Origin of the sequence: Pseudomonas persica, assembly GCF_900291015.1 — a bacterium.
Classification (GTDB): domain Bacteria; phylum Pseudomonadota; class Gammaproteobacteria; order Pseudomonadales; family Pseudomonadaceae; genus Aquipseudomonas.
This window is the reverse complement of record NZ_OLKL01000027.1, coordinates 103,938-120,253: the sequence shown is the minus strand read 5'-3', so window position 1 is coordinate 120,253 and position 16,316 is coordinate 103,938. Positions and strand designations below refer to the sequence as shown.

Annotated in this window: 13 protein-coding genes and 1 pseudogene; 7 read left to right on the top strand and 7 right to left on the bottom strand. The window is 62.2% G+C overall.

Translation table 11 applies throughout. The annotated features are described in order from the left end of the window. Window positions 1-577 precede the first annotated feature (577 nt). Window positions 578-1,804: an MFS transporter gene (locus tag FQ664_RS13575; RefSeq protein ID WP_144172439.1), complete on the top strand. Its 1,227-nt coding sequence runs from the start codon at window positions 578-580 to the stop codon at window positions 1,802-1,804. Between the two features lie 224 nt (window positions 1,805-2,028). On the opposite strand, the gene hutH is transcribed toward FQ664_RS13575, so the two are convergent. From hutH to FQ664_RS13550, 4 genes are all read right to left on the bottom strand, one after another. Then, window positions 2,029-3,552, bottom strand: coding sequence for a histidine ammonia-lyase (gene hutH, locus FQ664_RS13565; protein ID WP_144172437.1), 1,524 nt, complete (start codon window positions 3,550-3,552; stop codon window positions 2,029-2,031). Window positions 3,553-3,564: 12 nt separating this feature from the next. After that, the gene (locus tag FQ664_RS13560) at window positions 3,565-4,398 is read right to left on the bottom strand and encodes a quaternary amine ABC transporter ATP-binding protein (RefSeq protein ID WP_144172435.1); all 834 of its coding nucleotides are present in this window, start codon (window positions 4,396-4,398) and stop codon (window positions 3,565-3,567) included. Next, on the bottom strand, window positions 4,395-5,246 hold the full coding sequence (locus FQ664_RS13555) for an ABC transporter permease (RefSeq protein WP_144172433.1): 852 nt from the start codon (window positions 5,244-5,246) through the stop codon (window positions 4,395-4,397). Before FQ664_RS13555 ends, FQ664_RS13560 begins: the two co-directional genes overlap by 4 nt. A 75-nt stretch (window positions 5,247-5,321) precedes the next feature. Continuing rightward, window positions 5,322-6,290: an ABC transporter substrate-binding protein gene (locus FQ664_RS13550; protein ID WP_144172431.1), complete on the bottom strand. Its 969-nt coding sequence runs from the start codon at window positions 6,288-6,290 to the stop codon at window positions 5,322-5,324. Window positions 6,291-6,454: 164 nt separating this feature from the next. Between FQ664_RS13550 and FQ664_RS13545 the strand changes: the two genes are divergently transcribed. The 5 genes from FQ664_RS13545 (at window position 6,455) to FQ664_RS13525 (ending at window position 11,013) form a co-directional block, all read left to right on the top strand. Continuing rightward, window positions 6,455-7,369, top strand: a complete 915-nt coding sequence (locus FQ664_RS13545) for a LysR family transcriptional regulator (RefSeq protein ID WP_144172429.1) — start codon at window positions 6,455-6,457, stop codon at window positions 7,367-7,369. Window positions 7,370-7,633: 264 nt separating this feature from the next. Then, the gene (locus FQ664_RS13540) at window positions 7,634-9,475 is read left to right on the top strand and encodes a potassium transporter Kup (RefSeq protein ID WP_256675946.1); all 1,842 of its coding nucleotides are present in this window, start codon (window positions 7,634-7,636) and stop codon (window positions 9,473-9,475) included. 105 nt (window positions 9,476-9,580) lie between these two features. Then, on the top strand, window positions 9,581-10,036 hold the full coding sequence (locus tag FQ664_RS27830; protein WP_256675944.1) for a hypothetical protein: 456 nt from the start codon (window positions 9,581-9,583) through the stop codon (window positions 10,034-10,036). A gap of 132 nt (window positions 10,037-10,168) precedes the next feature. Continuing rightward, window positions 10,169-10,501 (top strand): hypothetical protein, encoded by a 333-nt coding sequence (locus FQ664_RS13530; protein ID WP_144172425.1) that lies wholly within the window; start codon window positions 10,169-10,171, stop codon window positions 10,499-10,501. A gap of 113 nt (window positions 10,502-10,614) precedes the next feature. Further along, on the top strand, window positions 10,615-11,013 hold the full coding sequence (locus FQ664_RS13525; protein WP_144172423.1) for a tetratricopeptide repeat protein: 399 nt from the start codon (window positions 10,615-10,617) through the stop codon (window positions 11,011-11,013). 6 nt (window positions 11,014-11,019) lie between these two features. Here FQ664_RS13525 and FQ664_RS13520 read toward each other — a convergent pair whose 3' ends face one another. The 3 genes and pseudogenes from FQ664_RS13520 to pdxR all read right to left on the bottom strand — a co-directional run bounded on the left by FQ664_RS13520 (window position 11,020) and on the right by pdxR (window position 14,543). Then, the gene (locus tag FQ664_RS13520) at window positions 11,020-11,724 is read right to left on the bottom strand and encodes an SDR family oxidoreductase (protein ID WP_144172422.1); all 705 of its coding nucleotides are present in this window, start codon (window positions 11,722-11,724) and stop codon (window positions 11,020-11,022) included. A gap of 89 nt (window positions 11,725-11,813) precedes the next feature. Continuing rightward, a pseudogene (locus FQ664_RS13515) lies at window positions 11,814-12,718 on the bottom strand (LysR substrate-binding domain-containing protein). Between the two features lie 325 nt (window positions 12,719-13,043). Further along, on the bottom strand, window positions 13,044-14,543 hold the full coding sequence (gene pdxR / locus FQ664_RS13505; RefSeq protein ID WP_144172418.1) for a MocR-like pyridoxine biosynthesis transcription factor PdxR: 1,500 nt from the start codon (window positions 14,541-14,543) through the stop codon (window positions 13,044-13,046). 78 nt (window positions 14,544-14,621) lie between these two features. On the opposite strand from pdxR, the gene FQ664_RS13500 reads away from it, so the two are divergent. After that, window positions 14,622-16,310, top strand: coding sequence for a M24 family metallopeptidase (locus FQ664_RS13500; protein WP_144172416.1), 1,689 nt, complete (start codon window positions 14,622-14,624; stop codon window positions 16,308-16,310). Window positions 16,311-16,316 lie beyond the last annotated feature (6 nt).

Here is a 16,316-nt window from a genome sequence, read left to right as displayed (position 1 = left end):
GCGAGCGGGTTCACCCGCGAACACGGGCGAAGCCCGTGCCATCCTCCGCGGCGCCTGCTTCGCGGGTAAACCCGCTCCCACAGGGATCGCGCCAACGTTCAGGTTATGAGCAAGACCGTTGCGCCCCCAGGTCCTTTCTGGCCTCAAGCAGCACACGAACCTGTGCGAGCGGGTTCACCCGCGAACACGGGCGAAGCCCGTGCCATCCTCCGCGGCACCTGCTTCGCGGGTAAACCCGCTCACAGGGATCGCGCCAGCGTTCAGGTTATGAGCAAGACCGTTGCACCCCCAAGGTCCTTCCTGGCCTCAAGCAGCACACGAACCTGTGGGAGCGGGTTCACCCGCGAACACGGGCGAAGCCCGTGCCATCCTCCGCGGCGCCTGCTTGCGGAACCTGCAGCATTACTCCCCGGCCAACAGCGGGTGCTCTGCGCAAGGTGTTTCATCGATTGCGCTGATGATTACTATCAAGCGACCCGCCTGTTGGCCTGGCAAAACCGCCCCCTATAATCGCCAGCAAATTTCCCCCGCTCCTGCGCCTGCCTCAGGCGACATCCCTCTCTTGGAATCCAATACCATGCCAAGTGCCAACCAGGCTCCTCGCGGCCTCCCCGAACATGATCAACAGAGCGTCAGCCAGCAGTGGCTGGCGATTCTCTCGGTCGCCGTCGGCGCCTTCGCCCTGGTCACCAGCGAGTTTCTGCCGGTGGGCGTACTCAACGATGTCGCCAGCGACCTCGGCATCAGTGCAGGCCAGGCCGGCCTGATGGTTACCCTGCCCGGCATCATGGCCGCCCTAGCCGCCCCATTGCTGTCGGTGGGCATTGGCGCCCTGGACCGTCGCTACCTGCTGATCGGCCTGACGCTGATCATGATCATCGCCAACGCGGTGGTGGCCTACGCCAGCGATTTCGGCTTGCTGCTGTTCGGCCGTGTGCTGCTGGGCGTCAGTATCGGCGGTTTCTGGGCGACCGCCATTGCCCTCAGCGGCCGTCTGGCGCCCAAGGGCGTGGGCGTTGCCCAGGCCACCTCGATCATCATGGTCGGTGTGACCTTGGCTACCGTGCTGGGCGTACCGGTAGGCACCTGGCTGAGCGGTCTGATGGGCTGGCGCATGACCTTCCTGGTAACCGCGCTACTGGGTGTACCGGTGCTGCTGGCGCAGGTCCTGCTGCTACCGCGGCTCAACCCGGACAAGGCCATCCGCATCAGCGACCTGCCGGCCCTGTTCATCAACCCACAAGCGCGGGTTGGCCTGATCGCCGTATTGCTGATTGGCCTGGCGCACTTTGCCGCGTACACCTATGTCGCCCCCTTCTTCAAGCAAAGCTCCGGTTTCGATGGGCCGACCATTGGCTCATTGCTGCTGCTCTATGGTGTGGCCGGGGTATTCGGCAATATCTTCGCCGGTTTCGCCGCCAACCGCAGCGTACGTCACACCCTGCTGCTGGTAGCACTGATGATCGGCACCAGCACCGCCCTGTTCCCCCACTTCGCCACCGGCATGACCGGTGCCGCGATGCTGATCGGGCTCTGGGGCTTCGCCTTCGGCGCGTTCCCGGCCTGTGCCAGCATCTGGATGTTTGTCGTCGCGCCCAAGGATGTCGAACGCGGCATGCCGCTGTTCGTTGCCATGTTCCAGGTGATCATTGCGCTGGGTTCGTTCTTCGGCGGGCGGATCGTCGACCAGCTGGGCAGCTCGGTGCTGTTGAGCCTGGCCACGGCTCTGGTGGGCTGCGGTTTCGCTACGGTGCTGGTGCTGGGGCGTAACGTCAGCAACAGCCTGGCGGCACAACCTGGCTGACCACTCGCCCTTGGTATTGCCTGGCGCCAGGTATCAAATGCCACCGCCGTAGCGATACTGCCAGACAATGCCAGCGACATCGTAGTCGTTGCCGGTACGGATATGAGCCCCCTCACTCACAAACAGTTTCATCGAGTTTCTTCGATTCAACGGCAGCGTGAGGGTGCACCCATAGCGTGTGTTTTCCTGAAAGAAGCCCTGAGTTCGCCAGGCGCTTGCATCTTTCAGAGCAGCTCGGGGAATGCAGCGCCAAGCAGGCCGGGATCCTTCAGGATCGATGCACTGCTGGCGATATCCGGGGCCAGCCAACGGTCCTGGGCATAGGCCGGGACCCGTTCGCGCAACAACCGCCAGGCAACGTTGGTACCTGCGCCAAAGCGCTGCTCCTTGAGGAACTCGAATGCCTGGGCCGCCAACAGGTATTCGATGGCGAGGATCTGCGTACAGTTCTCCAGGGCGCGGTGCAGCTTCAACCCGGCATTGGTGCCCATGCTCAGATGATCCTCCTGCAGGCCGGAGGTGACGTAGTTGTCGATGACTGCCGGTTGCGCCAGCTGACGGTTTTCTGCACACAGTGAAGCGGCCACGTACTGGACAATCATCATGCCCGAATTCACCCCCGGTTGACTGACCAGGAAGGCCGGCAAACCGCTGACCAACGGGTTGATCAGGCGATCGAGACGACGCTCGGCAATCGCCCCGATCTCGGCCACCGCGATTGCCAGCAAGTCGGCCGCCATGGCCACGGACTGGCCGTGCGGATTCGCCTGGGAAACCACCCGATACGACTCGGGTGTACCCAGCAACATCGGGTTGTCGGTCGTGGAATTGAGTTCGGTTTCGATCTGCCGCGCAGCGTGTTCCAACTGATCGCGCGCAGCGCCATGCACCTGCGGAATAGAGCGAATGCTCAAGGCGTCCTGGGTGCGAATGCCATGGCTGCTGGCAATGATTTCGCTGCCGTCGAGCAGGCGCCGCAAGTTACTGCCCACGCGCTGCATGCCGGGGTGCGGTTTCATCGCGATGATTTCTGCGTCGAAGGCATCGAGTTGGCCGCGCAGGGCCTCGAAGCTCATGGCGCCGACAACGTCCGCCCATTGGCTCAACCGAGTGGCGTCGTCCAGGGACAGGCAGCTCAGACCGGTCATGCAAGGGGTACCGTTGACCAGGCACAGACCATCCTTGGCACCCAGTTTGACCGGCGCCAGGCCGACCTCGGCCAAGGCTTGCTGCGCCGGCATGATCTGGCCGCGATAGCTGACCTGGCCGACGCCCAGCAAGCTGATGCTGATATGTGCCATGTGGGTCAGATACCCCACCGACCCCTGTTTCGGGACCTGCGGGGTGATGTGCTGGTTGAGCAAGGTCAGCAGCGCCTCGACCACCTTGCGCTGAAGGCCGGAACGGCCCTGGCAGAAATTGATGATCGCCGCGCACATTATCGCCCGGGTCTGCTCGTCTGACAGCGCTGTACCCACGCCACAGGCATGGCTGAGCAGAGTGTTGTGCGACAGCTGGCTGAGTTGTTCGTCCTGCAACGAGACATTGCACAAGGCGCCAAGCCCGGTGTTGACGCCATAGGCGCGCTCACCGCTGGAAACGATGCGCTGGACAATCGCCTGGGCGTTCTCGATCCGCGCCCAGGCCGAGGGGGCCAGCTCAAGCTTCGCCCCATGCCGGGCCACAGCCACCACGTCCTGCCAGCGAACTGGCGCCTCGGCGATGATGATTTTTTCGGCAAACGACATATACCCGGTTCCTTAAAGCGAAGCTACGCGGCGCTGCACGAAACGATCTACGTATTCGTCCGCAGGCTGGTAGAGGATTTCTTTCGGCGTGCCGACCTGGATCAGGCGACCATCCTTGAGAATGGCAATTCGGTTGCCGATACGCACCGCTTCGTCCAGATCGTGAGTGATGAAGACGATGGTCTTGTGCAGGGTCTTTTGCAGTTCCAGCAACTGGTCCTGCATTTCGGCGCGAATTAGCGGGTCGAGCGCACTGAAGGCTTCGTCCATCAGGATGATGTCGGTGTCGGCAGCCAACGCACGGGCCAGGCCGACGCGCTGACGCATGCCGCCCGACAACTGGTGCGGGTACGATTTTTCGTAACCCTTGAGACCTACGGTGTTGATCCAGTGCAGGGCACGCTCGGTGCACATGGCCTTGCTCTCGCCACGGACTTTCAGGCCGTAAGCGACGTTGTCCAGCACGGTGCGGTGCGGCAACAGGCCGAAGCTCTGGAACACCATGCTGATCTTGTGCCGGCGAAATTCGCGCAGGGCTTGCATGTCGTATTGCAGAATGTCCTCGCCATCGACCAGGATCTCGCCGCTGGTCGGGTCGATCAGGCGGTTGAAGTGACGCACCAGGGTCGACTTGCCCGAGCCCGACAGGCCCATGATCACGAAGATCTCACCGCTGCCGATGGACAACGAGAGATCGTTGACCCCGACCACGCAGCCGGTTTCGGCCAGGACCTGATCTTTGGTTTTTTTCTGGCGGATCAGTTTCAGGGCATCGTCGGCGCGCGCACCGAATATCTTGAAGACATTTTTGACTTCGATCTTGTTCATCGTCTGCTTGGCGCTCATTTGCCCACCCCATGCCGTGGCCGGCCATAGGCCTGGGTAATGCGGTCGATCACAACCGCCAGAATCACTATGGCCAGGCCCGCTTCGAGGCCGCGGCCCACATTCAGGGTCTGGATGCCGACCAGGACGTCTTCACCCAAGCCACGGGCACCGATCATCGACGCGATGACCACCATCGACAGGGCCATCATGGTGGTCTGGTTGATACCAGCCATGATGCTCGGCAACGCCAGTGGCAGCTGCACACCGAACAGTTGTTGCATGCGATTGGCACCGAAAGCATTGATCGCCTCCATGACTTCGCCATCCACCTGGCGAATGCCCAGGTCGGTCAGGCGAATCAGCGGCGGGGCGGCATAGATGACGGTGGCAAAGATCGCCGGCACCTTGCCCAGGCCGAACAGCATCAGTACCGGTATCAGGTACACGAAGCTAGGCATGGTTTGCATGATGTCGAGCAGCGGCATCAACACCGCCCGCAGGCGATCGTTGCGCGCCGACAGGATACCCAGCGGAATGCCGACCAGGACCGATATCAGCGTTGCTACCAGCATCAGCGCCAGGGTCTGCATCAGCTTGTCCCACAGACCGACCGCACCGACCAGGAAGAGCAAGCCGACGATCACGGCAGTGGGCACGATTTTACGGGTGGCATGCCAGGCAATCGCAGCGACGATGGCCAGCATCAGCCACCAGGGTGTTGCGCGCAGCAGGCCTTCGAGGTTGACGATGGCCCACAACAGGGTGTCGGAGATGTGCCGGAACACGTCACCGTAGTTGGTTACCAGCGCATCGACCCAGCCATTGACCCAGTCGGCGATGGAAAACGTGAAGTTTTTGGGAAACATGGAATTCTCTCGAGCAAGTGTATGAAGCGGACTGTCGTGCAACTTGACCGCCAGGAGCCGGACGAGCCCATACGCTCAGAGTGCCGCGTCTACCTTTTTGGCTGCGTCCTCACTGACCCAGCTGTGCCAGACTTCAGGGTGCTCCTTGAGGAACAACTTGGCCAGCTCCGGCGACTCGATGCGATCTTTGGCCATGCGCCCCAGGTTCTGGTTCAGCAGATCGATCGGCAGATTGACCTTTTCCAGCACCGCCACCAGTTCCGGCGCCTGCTCGTGGAAGGCCTTCGACAGCCCCACTTTGATGGTCAGGGATTTATCCACGCCGGGTTTCTCGTCCAGCTTGACCAGGTCGACCTGGCCCATTAGCGGCGTCGGCGACCAGTAGTAGAACAGGATCGGCTCGCCACGCTTGTAGCTCGATAGTACGGCGGCATCCAGGGCCGGGCCGGTGCCCGGGCGGAAGTTGGTGTAGGTGCTTTCCAGGCCGTAGCGCTTGAGCATCTCGCTGTTGTCCAGCTCGCAGGTCCAGCCGGCCGGGCAATTGTAGAAGCGCCCCTTGTCCGGTTCTTCCGGGTCCTTGAATACCTGGGCGTATTGCCCCAGATCGGCGATGCTCTTGAGGTTCGGTGCCTTGGCTTCGAGTTGGCGTTTGGCGTCGCCTTCGATCACATAACGTGGCACATACCAGCCTTCGACCGCGCCAACGACCGGCGAGCCGACGCCGACAACCTTGCCGGCAGCCGCAGCCTTGTTCCAGACCTCGCTGCGCCCCACCCACTCTTCGGCAAACACCTGAATATCGTTGCTGCTCAGGGCGTTTTCCATGGAGATGGAGTTACCCGGCAGGCTATCGGTATCACAGCCATAACCATTTTTCAGCACGAACTGCATCAGGTCAGTGAGCAGCATCCCGCTTTCCCAATTCAAACCGGCGAATTTCACCGGTTTGCCGGATTCGCACCAACCGGCCGCCTGGCTGACGCCAGCGGACGTCAGCAGGCCGAAAGAAAGTGTCGTGGTCAGCAGAGCCTTTGTAATTTTCATTGTGACGCTCCCAAACAAGAACGTTGATTGCAGTAGTCGAGGGCATCCGGCCCGAAGAGGGTCGCCAGGCTGGCTGACGAGCCATGCCACAAGCAGAAGAAATATTTCACAACCTCAACAAAGGATAAAATAATATGTCCTGATGCATCACAAAGGAAAAACCTATGAAGTTCACACTGCGGCAACTTCGCTATGCACTCGCAGCGGCCAAGCACGGAAACCTGACGACTGCCGCCATGGAACTTCATGTTTCACAACCCTCCATCTCGGCGGCCATCACCGAATTGGAGGAGGTGCTGGGTCAATCGATTTTCATACGCCAACGTGGCCTGGGCATATCGCTGACCCCATTCGGTCGTACCGTCATGGTCCAGGCCCGTCGCGTGCTGGCAGAGGCTCGGACCTTTGCCGAGATCAATGCCAATGCAGGAGAGTGTGTCGGAGAGTTGGTGGTCGGATGTTTTGAAGATCTGGCGCCCTATTGTCTGCCTCAAATCGTGCGACGGATGCAGGAGTCCTGCCCAAGGGTCACTGTCGATATGCGCGATGGCAGCTTCGATTATGTTGGCAAGCGCCTGAGTGAGGGGGCTATAGAGTTGGCGATCACTTACGATCTGGGTTTACCGCCGAACACTCAATGCACTCAGCTGTGCCAGCTGACCGCTCAGGTACTGCTGGCGGCCAATCACCCGTTGGCCAAAGAGCCGCGCGTCAGTCTCAAAGCGCTATCGGAATACACCTTGGTCGTCACCGATCAGGCCCACAGTTGGCAGCATGTGCTGGATCTGTTCAGCTTTTACGATCTTGCACCCGCCATTGTGCACCGTGTGCGTACATTCGAGTTGCAGCGTAGCCTCGTCGCCAATGGGTTTGGAGTGGCACTGATTTATACCCGGCCATTTGGCGACCGCAGTTATGATGGCCAAGCGCTGGTATGTCGGCCGACTCAGGAGAAATTGCCAACGCATAGCATCGTCCTGGCGCATGATCAGCGCTATCCGCTGACGCCTTCGGCTGAGGCGTTCAAGGAGTTGGCGGTGGCATGGTTCGCGGAACGACCGTCGTTTGCATCCGAATGAACAATACGTGGGGCGAATGTCATAGAGATGCTGACCTGGTACTTGTCGGGTTCGCACTCACAGCTGCGACTCACGCGCCCGGGCATGGCGCATGCTGATTTTTTACACTCTTTTTACGACTGAGCCGACAACCAGAAGGAATACTGGGCGCGCGATGCCCAGGGATGGCATGCATTTCTACCCGCCAGTCCAGAGAAGCCCTTCGTGAGCCAGTCCGCCGTCATCACAAATCAATCCCTTCCCGGCAAGTCCAACCCCATCGGCATGCTCGTCGCCGCCGTCGGCGTGGTGTATGGCGACATCGGCACCAGCCCGCTGTACACCCTCAAGGAGGTGTTCGCCGGGCACTACGGCGTGCAGGCCAACACCACCGGTGTACTCGGTGTGCTGTCACTGGTGTTCTGGTCGTTGCTCTGGGTGGTGTCACTGAAGTACGTACTGTTCATCCTGCGTGCCGACAACCAGGGCGAGGGCGGCATCATGGCCCTGACCGCCTTGGCACATCGGGCGGCGGCGCCCTACCAGCGGCTGGGCAAGGTGTTGGTGCTGCTCGGCTTGTTCGGCGCTGCACTGTTCTACGGCGACAGCATGATCACGCCGGCGATCTCCGTGCTATCGGCCGTCGAGGGGCTGCAACTGGCCTTCGATGGCATCGAACACTGGGTCGTACCGCTGTCACTGGTGGTGCTGGTGGCACTGTTCCTGATCCAGAAGCACGGCACCGCGCGCATCGGTATCCTCTTCGGGCCGATCATGGTGCTGTGGTTCATCGTGCTGGGGGCGCTGGGCCTGCACGGCATCGTCCAGCGCCCGGAAGTGCTACAGGCGCTCAACCCGCTCTGGGCGGTGAAGTTCTTCCTGCTGCACCCGGGCATGGGGGTGGCGATTCTGGGCGCGGTGGTGCTGGCACTGACCGGCGCCGAAGCGCTCTACGCCGACATGGGGCACTTTGGTCGCAAGCCCATTGCCCGCGCCTGGTTCCTGCTGGTGTTGCCCGGCCTGGTACTGAACTACTTCGGCCAGGGCGCGTTGATCCTCGGCGACCCACAGTCGGTGCGCAACCCGTTCTATCTGCTGGCGCCCGAATGGGCCTTGTTGCCAATGGTCGGGCTGGCCACGCTGGCCACCATCATCGCGTCCCAGGCCGTGATCTCCGGTGCGTTCTCGCTGACGCGCCAGGCCATCCAGCTGGGATACGTACCGCGCATGTTCATCCAGCACACTTCCAGCGAGGAACAGGGGCAGATCTACATTGGCATGGTGAACTGGGCACTGATGGTCGGCGTGGTGTTGCTGGTGGTCGGCTTCGAGTCATCCGGGGCGCTTGCGGCAGCCTATGGTGTGGCCGTGACCGGGACCATGCTGATCACCACCCTGCTGGCCTCGGCAGTGGTGCTGTTGTTGTGGAAAGCTCCACGCTGGCTGGCAGTGCCGATGCTGCTGGCGTTCCTGCTGGTCGACAGCCTGTATTTTGCCGCCAATGCGCCGAAAATCCTTGAGGGTGGTGCATTTCCGGTGATTGCGGGCCTGGCGCTGTTCGTCCTGATGACCACCTGGAAGCGCGGACGAAGGATGATCGTCGAGCGGCTGGACGAGAGTTCGCTGCCGCTGGAGTTGTTCATTGACAGCCTCAGGGCCCAGCCGCCTCACCGCGTGGGCGGTACTGCCGTGTTCCTGTCTGCCAGGCCCGAAGCGGTGCCTCACGCCTTGCTGCATAACCTGCTGCATAACCAGGTACTGCATGAACAGGTGGTGCTGTTGACCGTCGTGTTCGCGGATGAACCGCGGGTCAGCGCCAGCAAGCGCTGTGAGGTCGAAGCCTTTGGTGACGGTTTCTTCCGTGTGAGCCTGCATTTCGGCTTCACGGAGGAGCCCGACGTGCCGTTGGCGTTAAGCCGCTGTCAGTATGCGGACCTGGAGTTCGGCCCCATGCGCACCACCTATTTTCTCAGCCGGGAGACGGTCATTGCAGGCAAGCAGATGGGCATGGCCCGCTGGCGGGAGCACCTGTTTGCCTTCCTGCTGAAGAATGCCAACAGCAACCTCAAATACTTCCAGCTGCCGCTGAACCGAGTGATCGAGCTTGGCACCCAGGTCGAGATCTGAGCAGGCATGGAGCACAGTTCTTCTGTCGGGACACCAGAACTTGCAAGGCAGCCACATGTCTTAGAAGCACCTGAGCTCTACCTGCGCCGTTGGAGGCGAAAAAACATGAAAAAAACCCTGGTGGCCGTCTTTGCCTGTGCTCTGGCATTCGGCGCAACGGCATTGTTACCTGCCGATATCTCGCCGATGGGTTCCGCGTATGCCAAAGGCGGTGGCGGTGGCGGTGGCGGTGGCGGTGGCGGTGGCGGTCATGGTGGTGGTCACGGCGGCGGCAATGGCGGTGGACATGGCGCCGGCATGGGTGGGCGCAATGGCAATGGCGCGGGCCTCGCGGGTGATCATGCCGGCAAGGCTACGCGCGATCATGGTCTGAGCGGCAATCATTATGGAAGTTCACGCAACCAGGATAGCGGCCATGGAACGACCACTTCAGGCATTGCCCAATCCAAGGATACTCGCGGCTTGACGAAATCTAGCGCTATCTCGGGGACTACGCCCGGTGATCATAATGCCAAGGGGCTGAGCGGCGCGGTACAAAACTCCACGAAGAATGATCGATGAGGTGAAGGCTGCCAGGTACTGAAGGGGCCTGGCAGCCACTTCGTCGAACGGCGGCGCACTGCGGAACTTAAAAGGCAACCTTATGTCGTATCCGCACCCAAGCTCCCCTGCGCCTTCTGGAGGCGAACAAACATGAACAACACCCTGGTAGCCGTCTTTACTTGTGCCCTGGCGCTCGGCGCAACCGCATTGTTGCCTGCCGATGTCTCGCCGATCGGTTCCGCGTATGCCAAAGGTGGTGGCAACGGCGGTGGACATGGTGGCGGTAAGGGTGGGTTCAACGGCAATGGCGCCGGCTACGAGAGTGATCATGCCGGCAAGGCCACGCGCAACCATGGCGAGAGCGGCAATCACTATGGAAGCTTGCGCAACGATGACAACGGCCGTGGTACCACCCGGTCAGCCATCGCCAACTCCAAGGAGCACAACAAGGCAGGGCGTTCCTCTTCGAAGCATGATCGATAACTGAAGGCGCGCGCCGGCCACTCCTACAACGACTTCGCACTCGCCAAGGGCGGCGTCATACCTTCGGTAAGACAGTTACTCCCCCCGCCCAAGCCCTGCCGAGTCTCCCGCCGATGCCCAGCACACCTGTTCTGTCAGCCTTGCTCCTGTTGTTCAGCGCAATCACGGCATCAGGCGCACTGGCCGGGGAGCGCTCCGCGCCCGCACGCAGCAACAATGCCTCGACCGTGCTGATCGAAACCGCCTCGCAACAGTATGCCGACGGCCAACTGGACCAGGCGGCGGCCACCCTGGAGCGCGCGCTGCACATTCAGCCGAACAACCCGGCAACCCTGCACTACCTTGGCGTCCTGCGCCTTCAGCAAGGGCAGTATGCACAGGCCGAAACCCTGGCGCTGCGCTCCAACCTGCGTGTTGGCAACAATCACGCACTGCGCAGCCGCAACCTGCAGCTGATAGAAGCCGCGCACAAGGCCCAGGGCTCCGGCATGCTGCCGACGGTCGCGCACTGACGGCGGTCAGACACTGCGCGTCAGGCCACCATCGACCTTGATGTTCTGCCCGGTGATATAAGCAGCCCCGTCGCTGGCCAGGAATGCAATGGTGGCGGCGATTTCCTCGCTGGAGCCATAGCGCTTGAGCGGTACGCTGTCACGACGCTGTTCGGTAGCCGGCAGGCTGTCGATCCAGCCCGGCAATACATTGTTGATACGCACGTTGTCCGCGGCATAGGTGTCGGCGAAGATTTTGCTGAACGCCGCCAGTCCCGCGCGGAACACTGCCGATGTGGGGAACATTTCGTTGGGTTCGAATGCCCAGGCGGTAGAGATGTTGATGATCACTCCGCCCTTCTGCCGTTGCATGATTGGCGCCACCAGGCGTGCCGGGCGGATGACATTGAGCAGGTAGGTGTCCATGCCCTTGTGCCAGTCTTCGTCGCTGATCTCCAGGATCGGCGCGCGCGGGCCGTGGCCGGCGCTGTTGACCAGCACATCGACGCGCCCCCACTTCCCGACCACGGCATCCACCAGGCGCTGCAGGTCCGCGACCGACTGGTTGCTACCGGTAACACCGATACCGCCCAGTTCCCTGGCCAGCGCTTCGCCCTTGCCCGAAGATGACAGGATGCCGACCTTGAAGCCGTCGGCAGCCAGACGACGTGCCGCTGCTGCGCCCATGCCGCTGCCACCGGCGGTGATGATGGCGACTTTTTCCACAGACATATTGCCTCCTTCGGCGATGGAACCCTGTGTTTGCAAGTGCATTCACACTAGCAGCCACGCAGATGCGGAGGGAGGCAGCCGGACTTCGCCTAGCCAGTAGATTTTCTTTCGTCAGCCTGAGCCTTGAGCCACGCCCTGACGATTTGCAGGGCCGCCGGCGGCTGCCCCTTGCGCGGCCATACCAGGTAGAACGCCTTGTCCTGCCACAGTTGCTGGGAGAACACCTGCACCAGCCGGCCAGCGGCGATATCGTCGCTGACGAAGGCATGGCTGGCCAAGGTGATGCCCTGCCTGCCAATGGCCGCTTCGATGGCCAGCGAGGTCTGGTTGAAACGCACGGTCTTGGCCGTGGGCGCCGGGTGGCCTGGGAACACCGCGGCGCAGAACTGCGGCCAGAAGTTGTGCGCATCGTGCACGCCACATAGCGCTGCAAGGCGGCGAAACCCTCTGGCCAGCCCACTTCTGCCAACAACGCCGGGCTTGCCACCGCGACCACCGGCTGCGCCATCAGCAACTCGGCGTTCAGCCCGGTACCGAACGGCGGCTGGCCATAACGCACGGCCAGGTCCACACCATCGGTATGAAAGTGCGAAAGCCGGTCGCTGGCCAGCACCCGCAGGTCAATCTCGGGGTTGCGCTCGGCAAAGTGCCCCAACTTGGGGATCAGCCATTTCGAAGCAAAGGTTGGCGTTACGCTGACCGTGAGATGGGATGGCGCCGGGCGCAGCAGCCGCGTGGCTTCGTCGATCATCGCCAAGGCGCTGCGCACGCTGGTGCTGTAGGCCTGCCCGGCATCGGTCAGGCCAAGGCCACGCGGCAAACGTTCGAACAGGCGAACGTCCAGGCCGGCCTCCAGCCCGCGAATCTGCTGGGCAACGGCCGCCTGGGTGACGCCGAGTTCCTCGGCAGCCAGGCGAAAGTTCAAGTGACGCGCTACCACTTCGAACACCCGTAGCGCATTGAGTGAGGGTAACCCGGGAAAACCTGCAGGCATGGCGATGATTTTTCTATTGTCTGATCAGCAGCTTTGCACCGAGGCTATCCTCATCGGCCGAGGAAGTCGATGCTTTGCCCCCGCTCGCATTACCCGGCAAAGTCGGCGCCGGGGCGCTCAGGGCCCCTGTGGGAGCGGCTTTAGCCGCGAACACCGGCGCAGCCGGTGCCATGCACCGCGTTGGATTGTTCGCGGCTAAAGCCGCTCACAGGATGCACGGACCGCTTGCGAATTCAGTTCTCTATGCGACAGCGCAGCCCAAAGGGCTGGGCCATCTCCCACAGGGATTGCGCTAGCTTTCAGAGCTTGAGCAAGACCGTTGCTCCTACAGGACCGATGTTGCAATCGCCTTCGCCGCTTGCGCCAAACGCTGTGTGGCCAGCCGGATTTCATCCAGGTCCAGCGAGGCGAACCCGAGGCGCAAGGCATTTTCCGCATGACCAAACGGCGAAAACTGCCGGCCACTGCGTACCACCAGGTCCAACTCCAACGCCTTGCCAACCAACTGATCCACATCGACCCCGTCAGCAAACCTCACCCACAGCGCCAGCCCACCTTCCGGCTCGCGCACGGTTACCTGCTCGCCAAAGGCATCGCGCAAGCAAGCCAACAGGGTCTGCCGACGCCGGCGATACTCCTTGGCAACCCTTCGCAAGTGTTTCTTCAGCTCGCCATCATTGATCAGGTCCGCCAGCATCTGCTGCATCACCGCATCGCCCTGCCCCAGGGTCAGCGTCGCCCTGCGCTCGAGCACCGCGACCACCTCCGCCGGCGCCACGATGAAACTGCAACGGAACGTACTGCCCAAGGACTTGGACAATGAACCAATGTAGATCACGTGCCGCTGCTGACGGTCGCTGGCCAACGGCAGGTAAGGCCGCCCGGCAAAGTGGTACTCATGGTCGTAGTCTTCCTCGACCACGCAAAAGTCGTGCTGCCGGGCCAGCTCCAGCAACTGCTGCCGGCGCCCGGCAGGCAGGCTGACCGTGGTCGGGAACTGGTGATGGGGGGTGATGTACAGCATGCGCACCTTGTGCAGCCGGCACAGTGCATCGATCTGGTCGACTTGGCAGCCCTCGTCATCCAGGCCCACGGTCACCAGCCGGGCGCCCAGCTGGCGGAAGATCTCCCACGCAGGCGGATAGCTCAGGCGCTCGACCAGCACGACGTCACCGGGCTCGAGCAGCACGCTGGCCACCAGGTACAGCGACATCTGCACGCCCTGGGTCAGGCAGATATGCTCGGCGCCAACGTTCAGGCTGCGATTGTGCCGCAGCATGTCGGCCAAGGCGCTGCGCAGGTAATGGCTGCTGCACGCGCTGCCATGGCGCACGGTGTTGGCGGCGAAGCTGTTGCGCAAGGCATTACGGTAATAACGGTGCAGAACGGTCTGCGGCAGCAGGCGGTGGTCACAGGCACCGTTGTCGAAGAACAGCGCACCCGGCCGATCCTGCTGCGCGGCAGCCTGTTCGTTGGCCGTGAAGTAGGCAACGCCAGGCTCCTCTCGCAGCTCCAGGGCAAAGGGCCGCGCGGCATCGGGCTCGGGCAGGGTGCCAATTGCCAGTTGCCGACTGACGAAGGTGCCACGGCGTTGCACGCTTTCCAGCCAGCCTTTGGTCTCGGCTTCCTCGTAGGCGAGGATTACCGTCTTGCGATTGACGTTCAGCAGTTGCGCCATTTCCCGCGTGCCGGGCAACGGCGTGCCGGGGCGCAGGCGGCCTTCGCTGATCGCCGCTACCAGGCCCTCGACAATCTGCCTGTACGAAGCCTGCGGCTGCGCCCCGTCGAGCTTGAGCAGCGGCTGCCATTTGCGGAGCTGGACCATGTGAATTAACCAAAACTGGAGGTTCTACTGGTCCTGGACTATAGCAACAATCGAACCTCCATTTGCCCCGAGGTGCGTATGCAAAACCGTCACGTCATTGAATTGTCGCCCTCGGGCAAAACCTTCGACGCCAGCCAGGAGTTGCTGCTCGATGCCATGCTCGCCAGCGGCCTGCCGGTGCCCTTCTCCTGCCGCCGCGGCGCCTGCGGGTCGTGCAAGGTCAAGGTGGTGTCGGGGCAGTATCGGGACAAGCAGCGGGCGGCAGATACGCCCGCGCCCTGCTACCCCCTGGCAGCCGACGAAATGCTGCTGTGCCAGAGCCACGCCTGCAGTGACATGTGCCTGGAAATCCCCGGCTGGTCCCTGGAAACCCCTGCACTGGAAATCCACGCACAGGTTCATGACAAACGCGAACTGAGCGCCGATATCGTCGAACTGGTGCTGCAGCCTGCACAGCCATTGGCGGTGCGGGCTGGCCAGTACGTACGCTTTCGGCTCGACAACGGCGACAGCCGCTGTTTTTCCATCGCCAACCTGCCCGCCCAGGACCAGGGGCGACTGGTGTTTCACATCCGCAAGGTCAATGGCGGCCTGTTTACCGAACGCCTGTTGCCAACCCTGCATGCCGGTGACACCTTGAAGCTAGAAGGGCCGGTGGGTGCCTGCACCTGGCAGCACGAGGACCAGCGCCCGCTGGTGCTGTTCGCCACCGGTACAGGTTACGCCGGCATCAAGCCATTGCTGCTGACCGCCCTGGCAGGTGATGCCGAGGTCACGTTGTACTGGGGCGGCAGATCGAGCGCCGACTTCTATGACCGTGAGTTTCTCGACCAGGCCAGCCGCGCGCACGCTCACTTCCGCTGGTACCCGGTGCTGTCGGACCAGGCGCGGGTGCAGCAGGTAGCGCTGGCCCAGGCCCATCGCTGGGCCGACACCCAGGTCTATGCCTGCGGCAATGCCGCGATGATCAGCCAGGCGCGCGAGCAGTGCCTCGCGGCAGGCTTGCAGCCCCATCGCTTTGTCGCAGAGGCTTTCGTTGCCAGCGGCGCGCTGGCGCCCGAGGCTTCAACAACCCGCCCATTGCACCCGCAGCTGGAAAAGGTCGGCCCGCGCTATGCGCTGGACGGCATGCTCGCGGCCCGCGAGCAGTCGGTACGGGCCGTGGCGGCGATCGCCAGCCAGCTCCAAGTCGGCATGACCACCGCCCAGGCGCTGGCGATGGCCGCGCAAACCTTGCAGGCGATGGGCGCATCGCACACCTGGCACCCGACCTACATCCGTTTTGGCGACGACACCGTGCGTACGCCGCGCCAAGGCATTGATCTGCAACGTGTATTACGTACCACGGATATCGTTGTAGTCGATGTCGGCCCGGTATGGGGCGGCTATGAGGGCGACTATGGCGACACCTTCGTGTTTGGCCAGCACGAGCTGCACCACGCCTGCGTCAAGGCACTGCATGAAGTGTTCGACGAAACCCGCCAGGCTTGGGGCCGTGGCCTGAACGGGCGCGAACTGTATGACTTCGCCGAGCGCAGTGCCCAGGCAAAAGGCTGGCAGCTGGAGCGCAACCTGGCCGGGCATCGCATCGCCGACTTCCCGCATGTGCTGTATGGGCAAGACAAACTGGCCGAAGTGGAAATCGTCCCGAGCGAGGTGGTGTGGGTGCTGGAGATCCAGTTGTGCCACCCTACCGAACCGGTCGGGGCGTTCTTTGAAGACATCCTGATTGGCGAAGCCAGGCCGGTCGTGGCTACGGCAGCTTGAAACGAC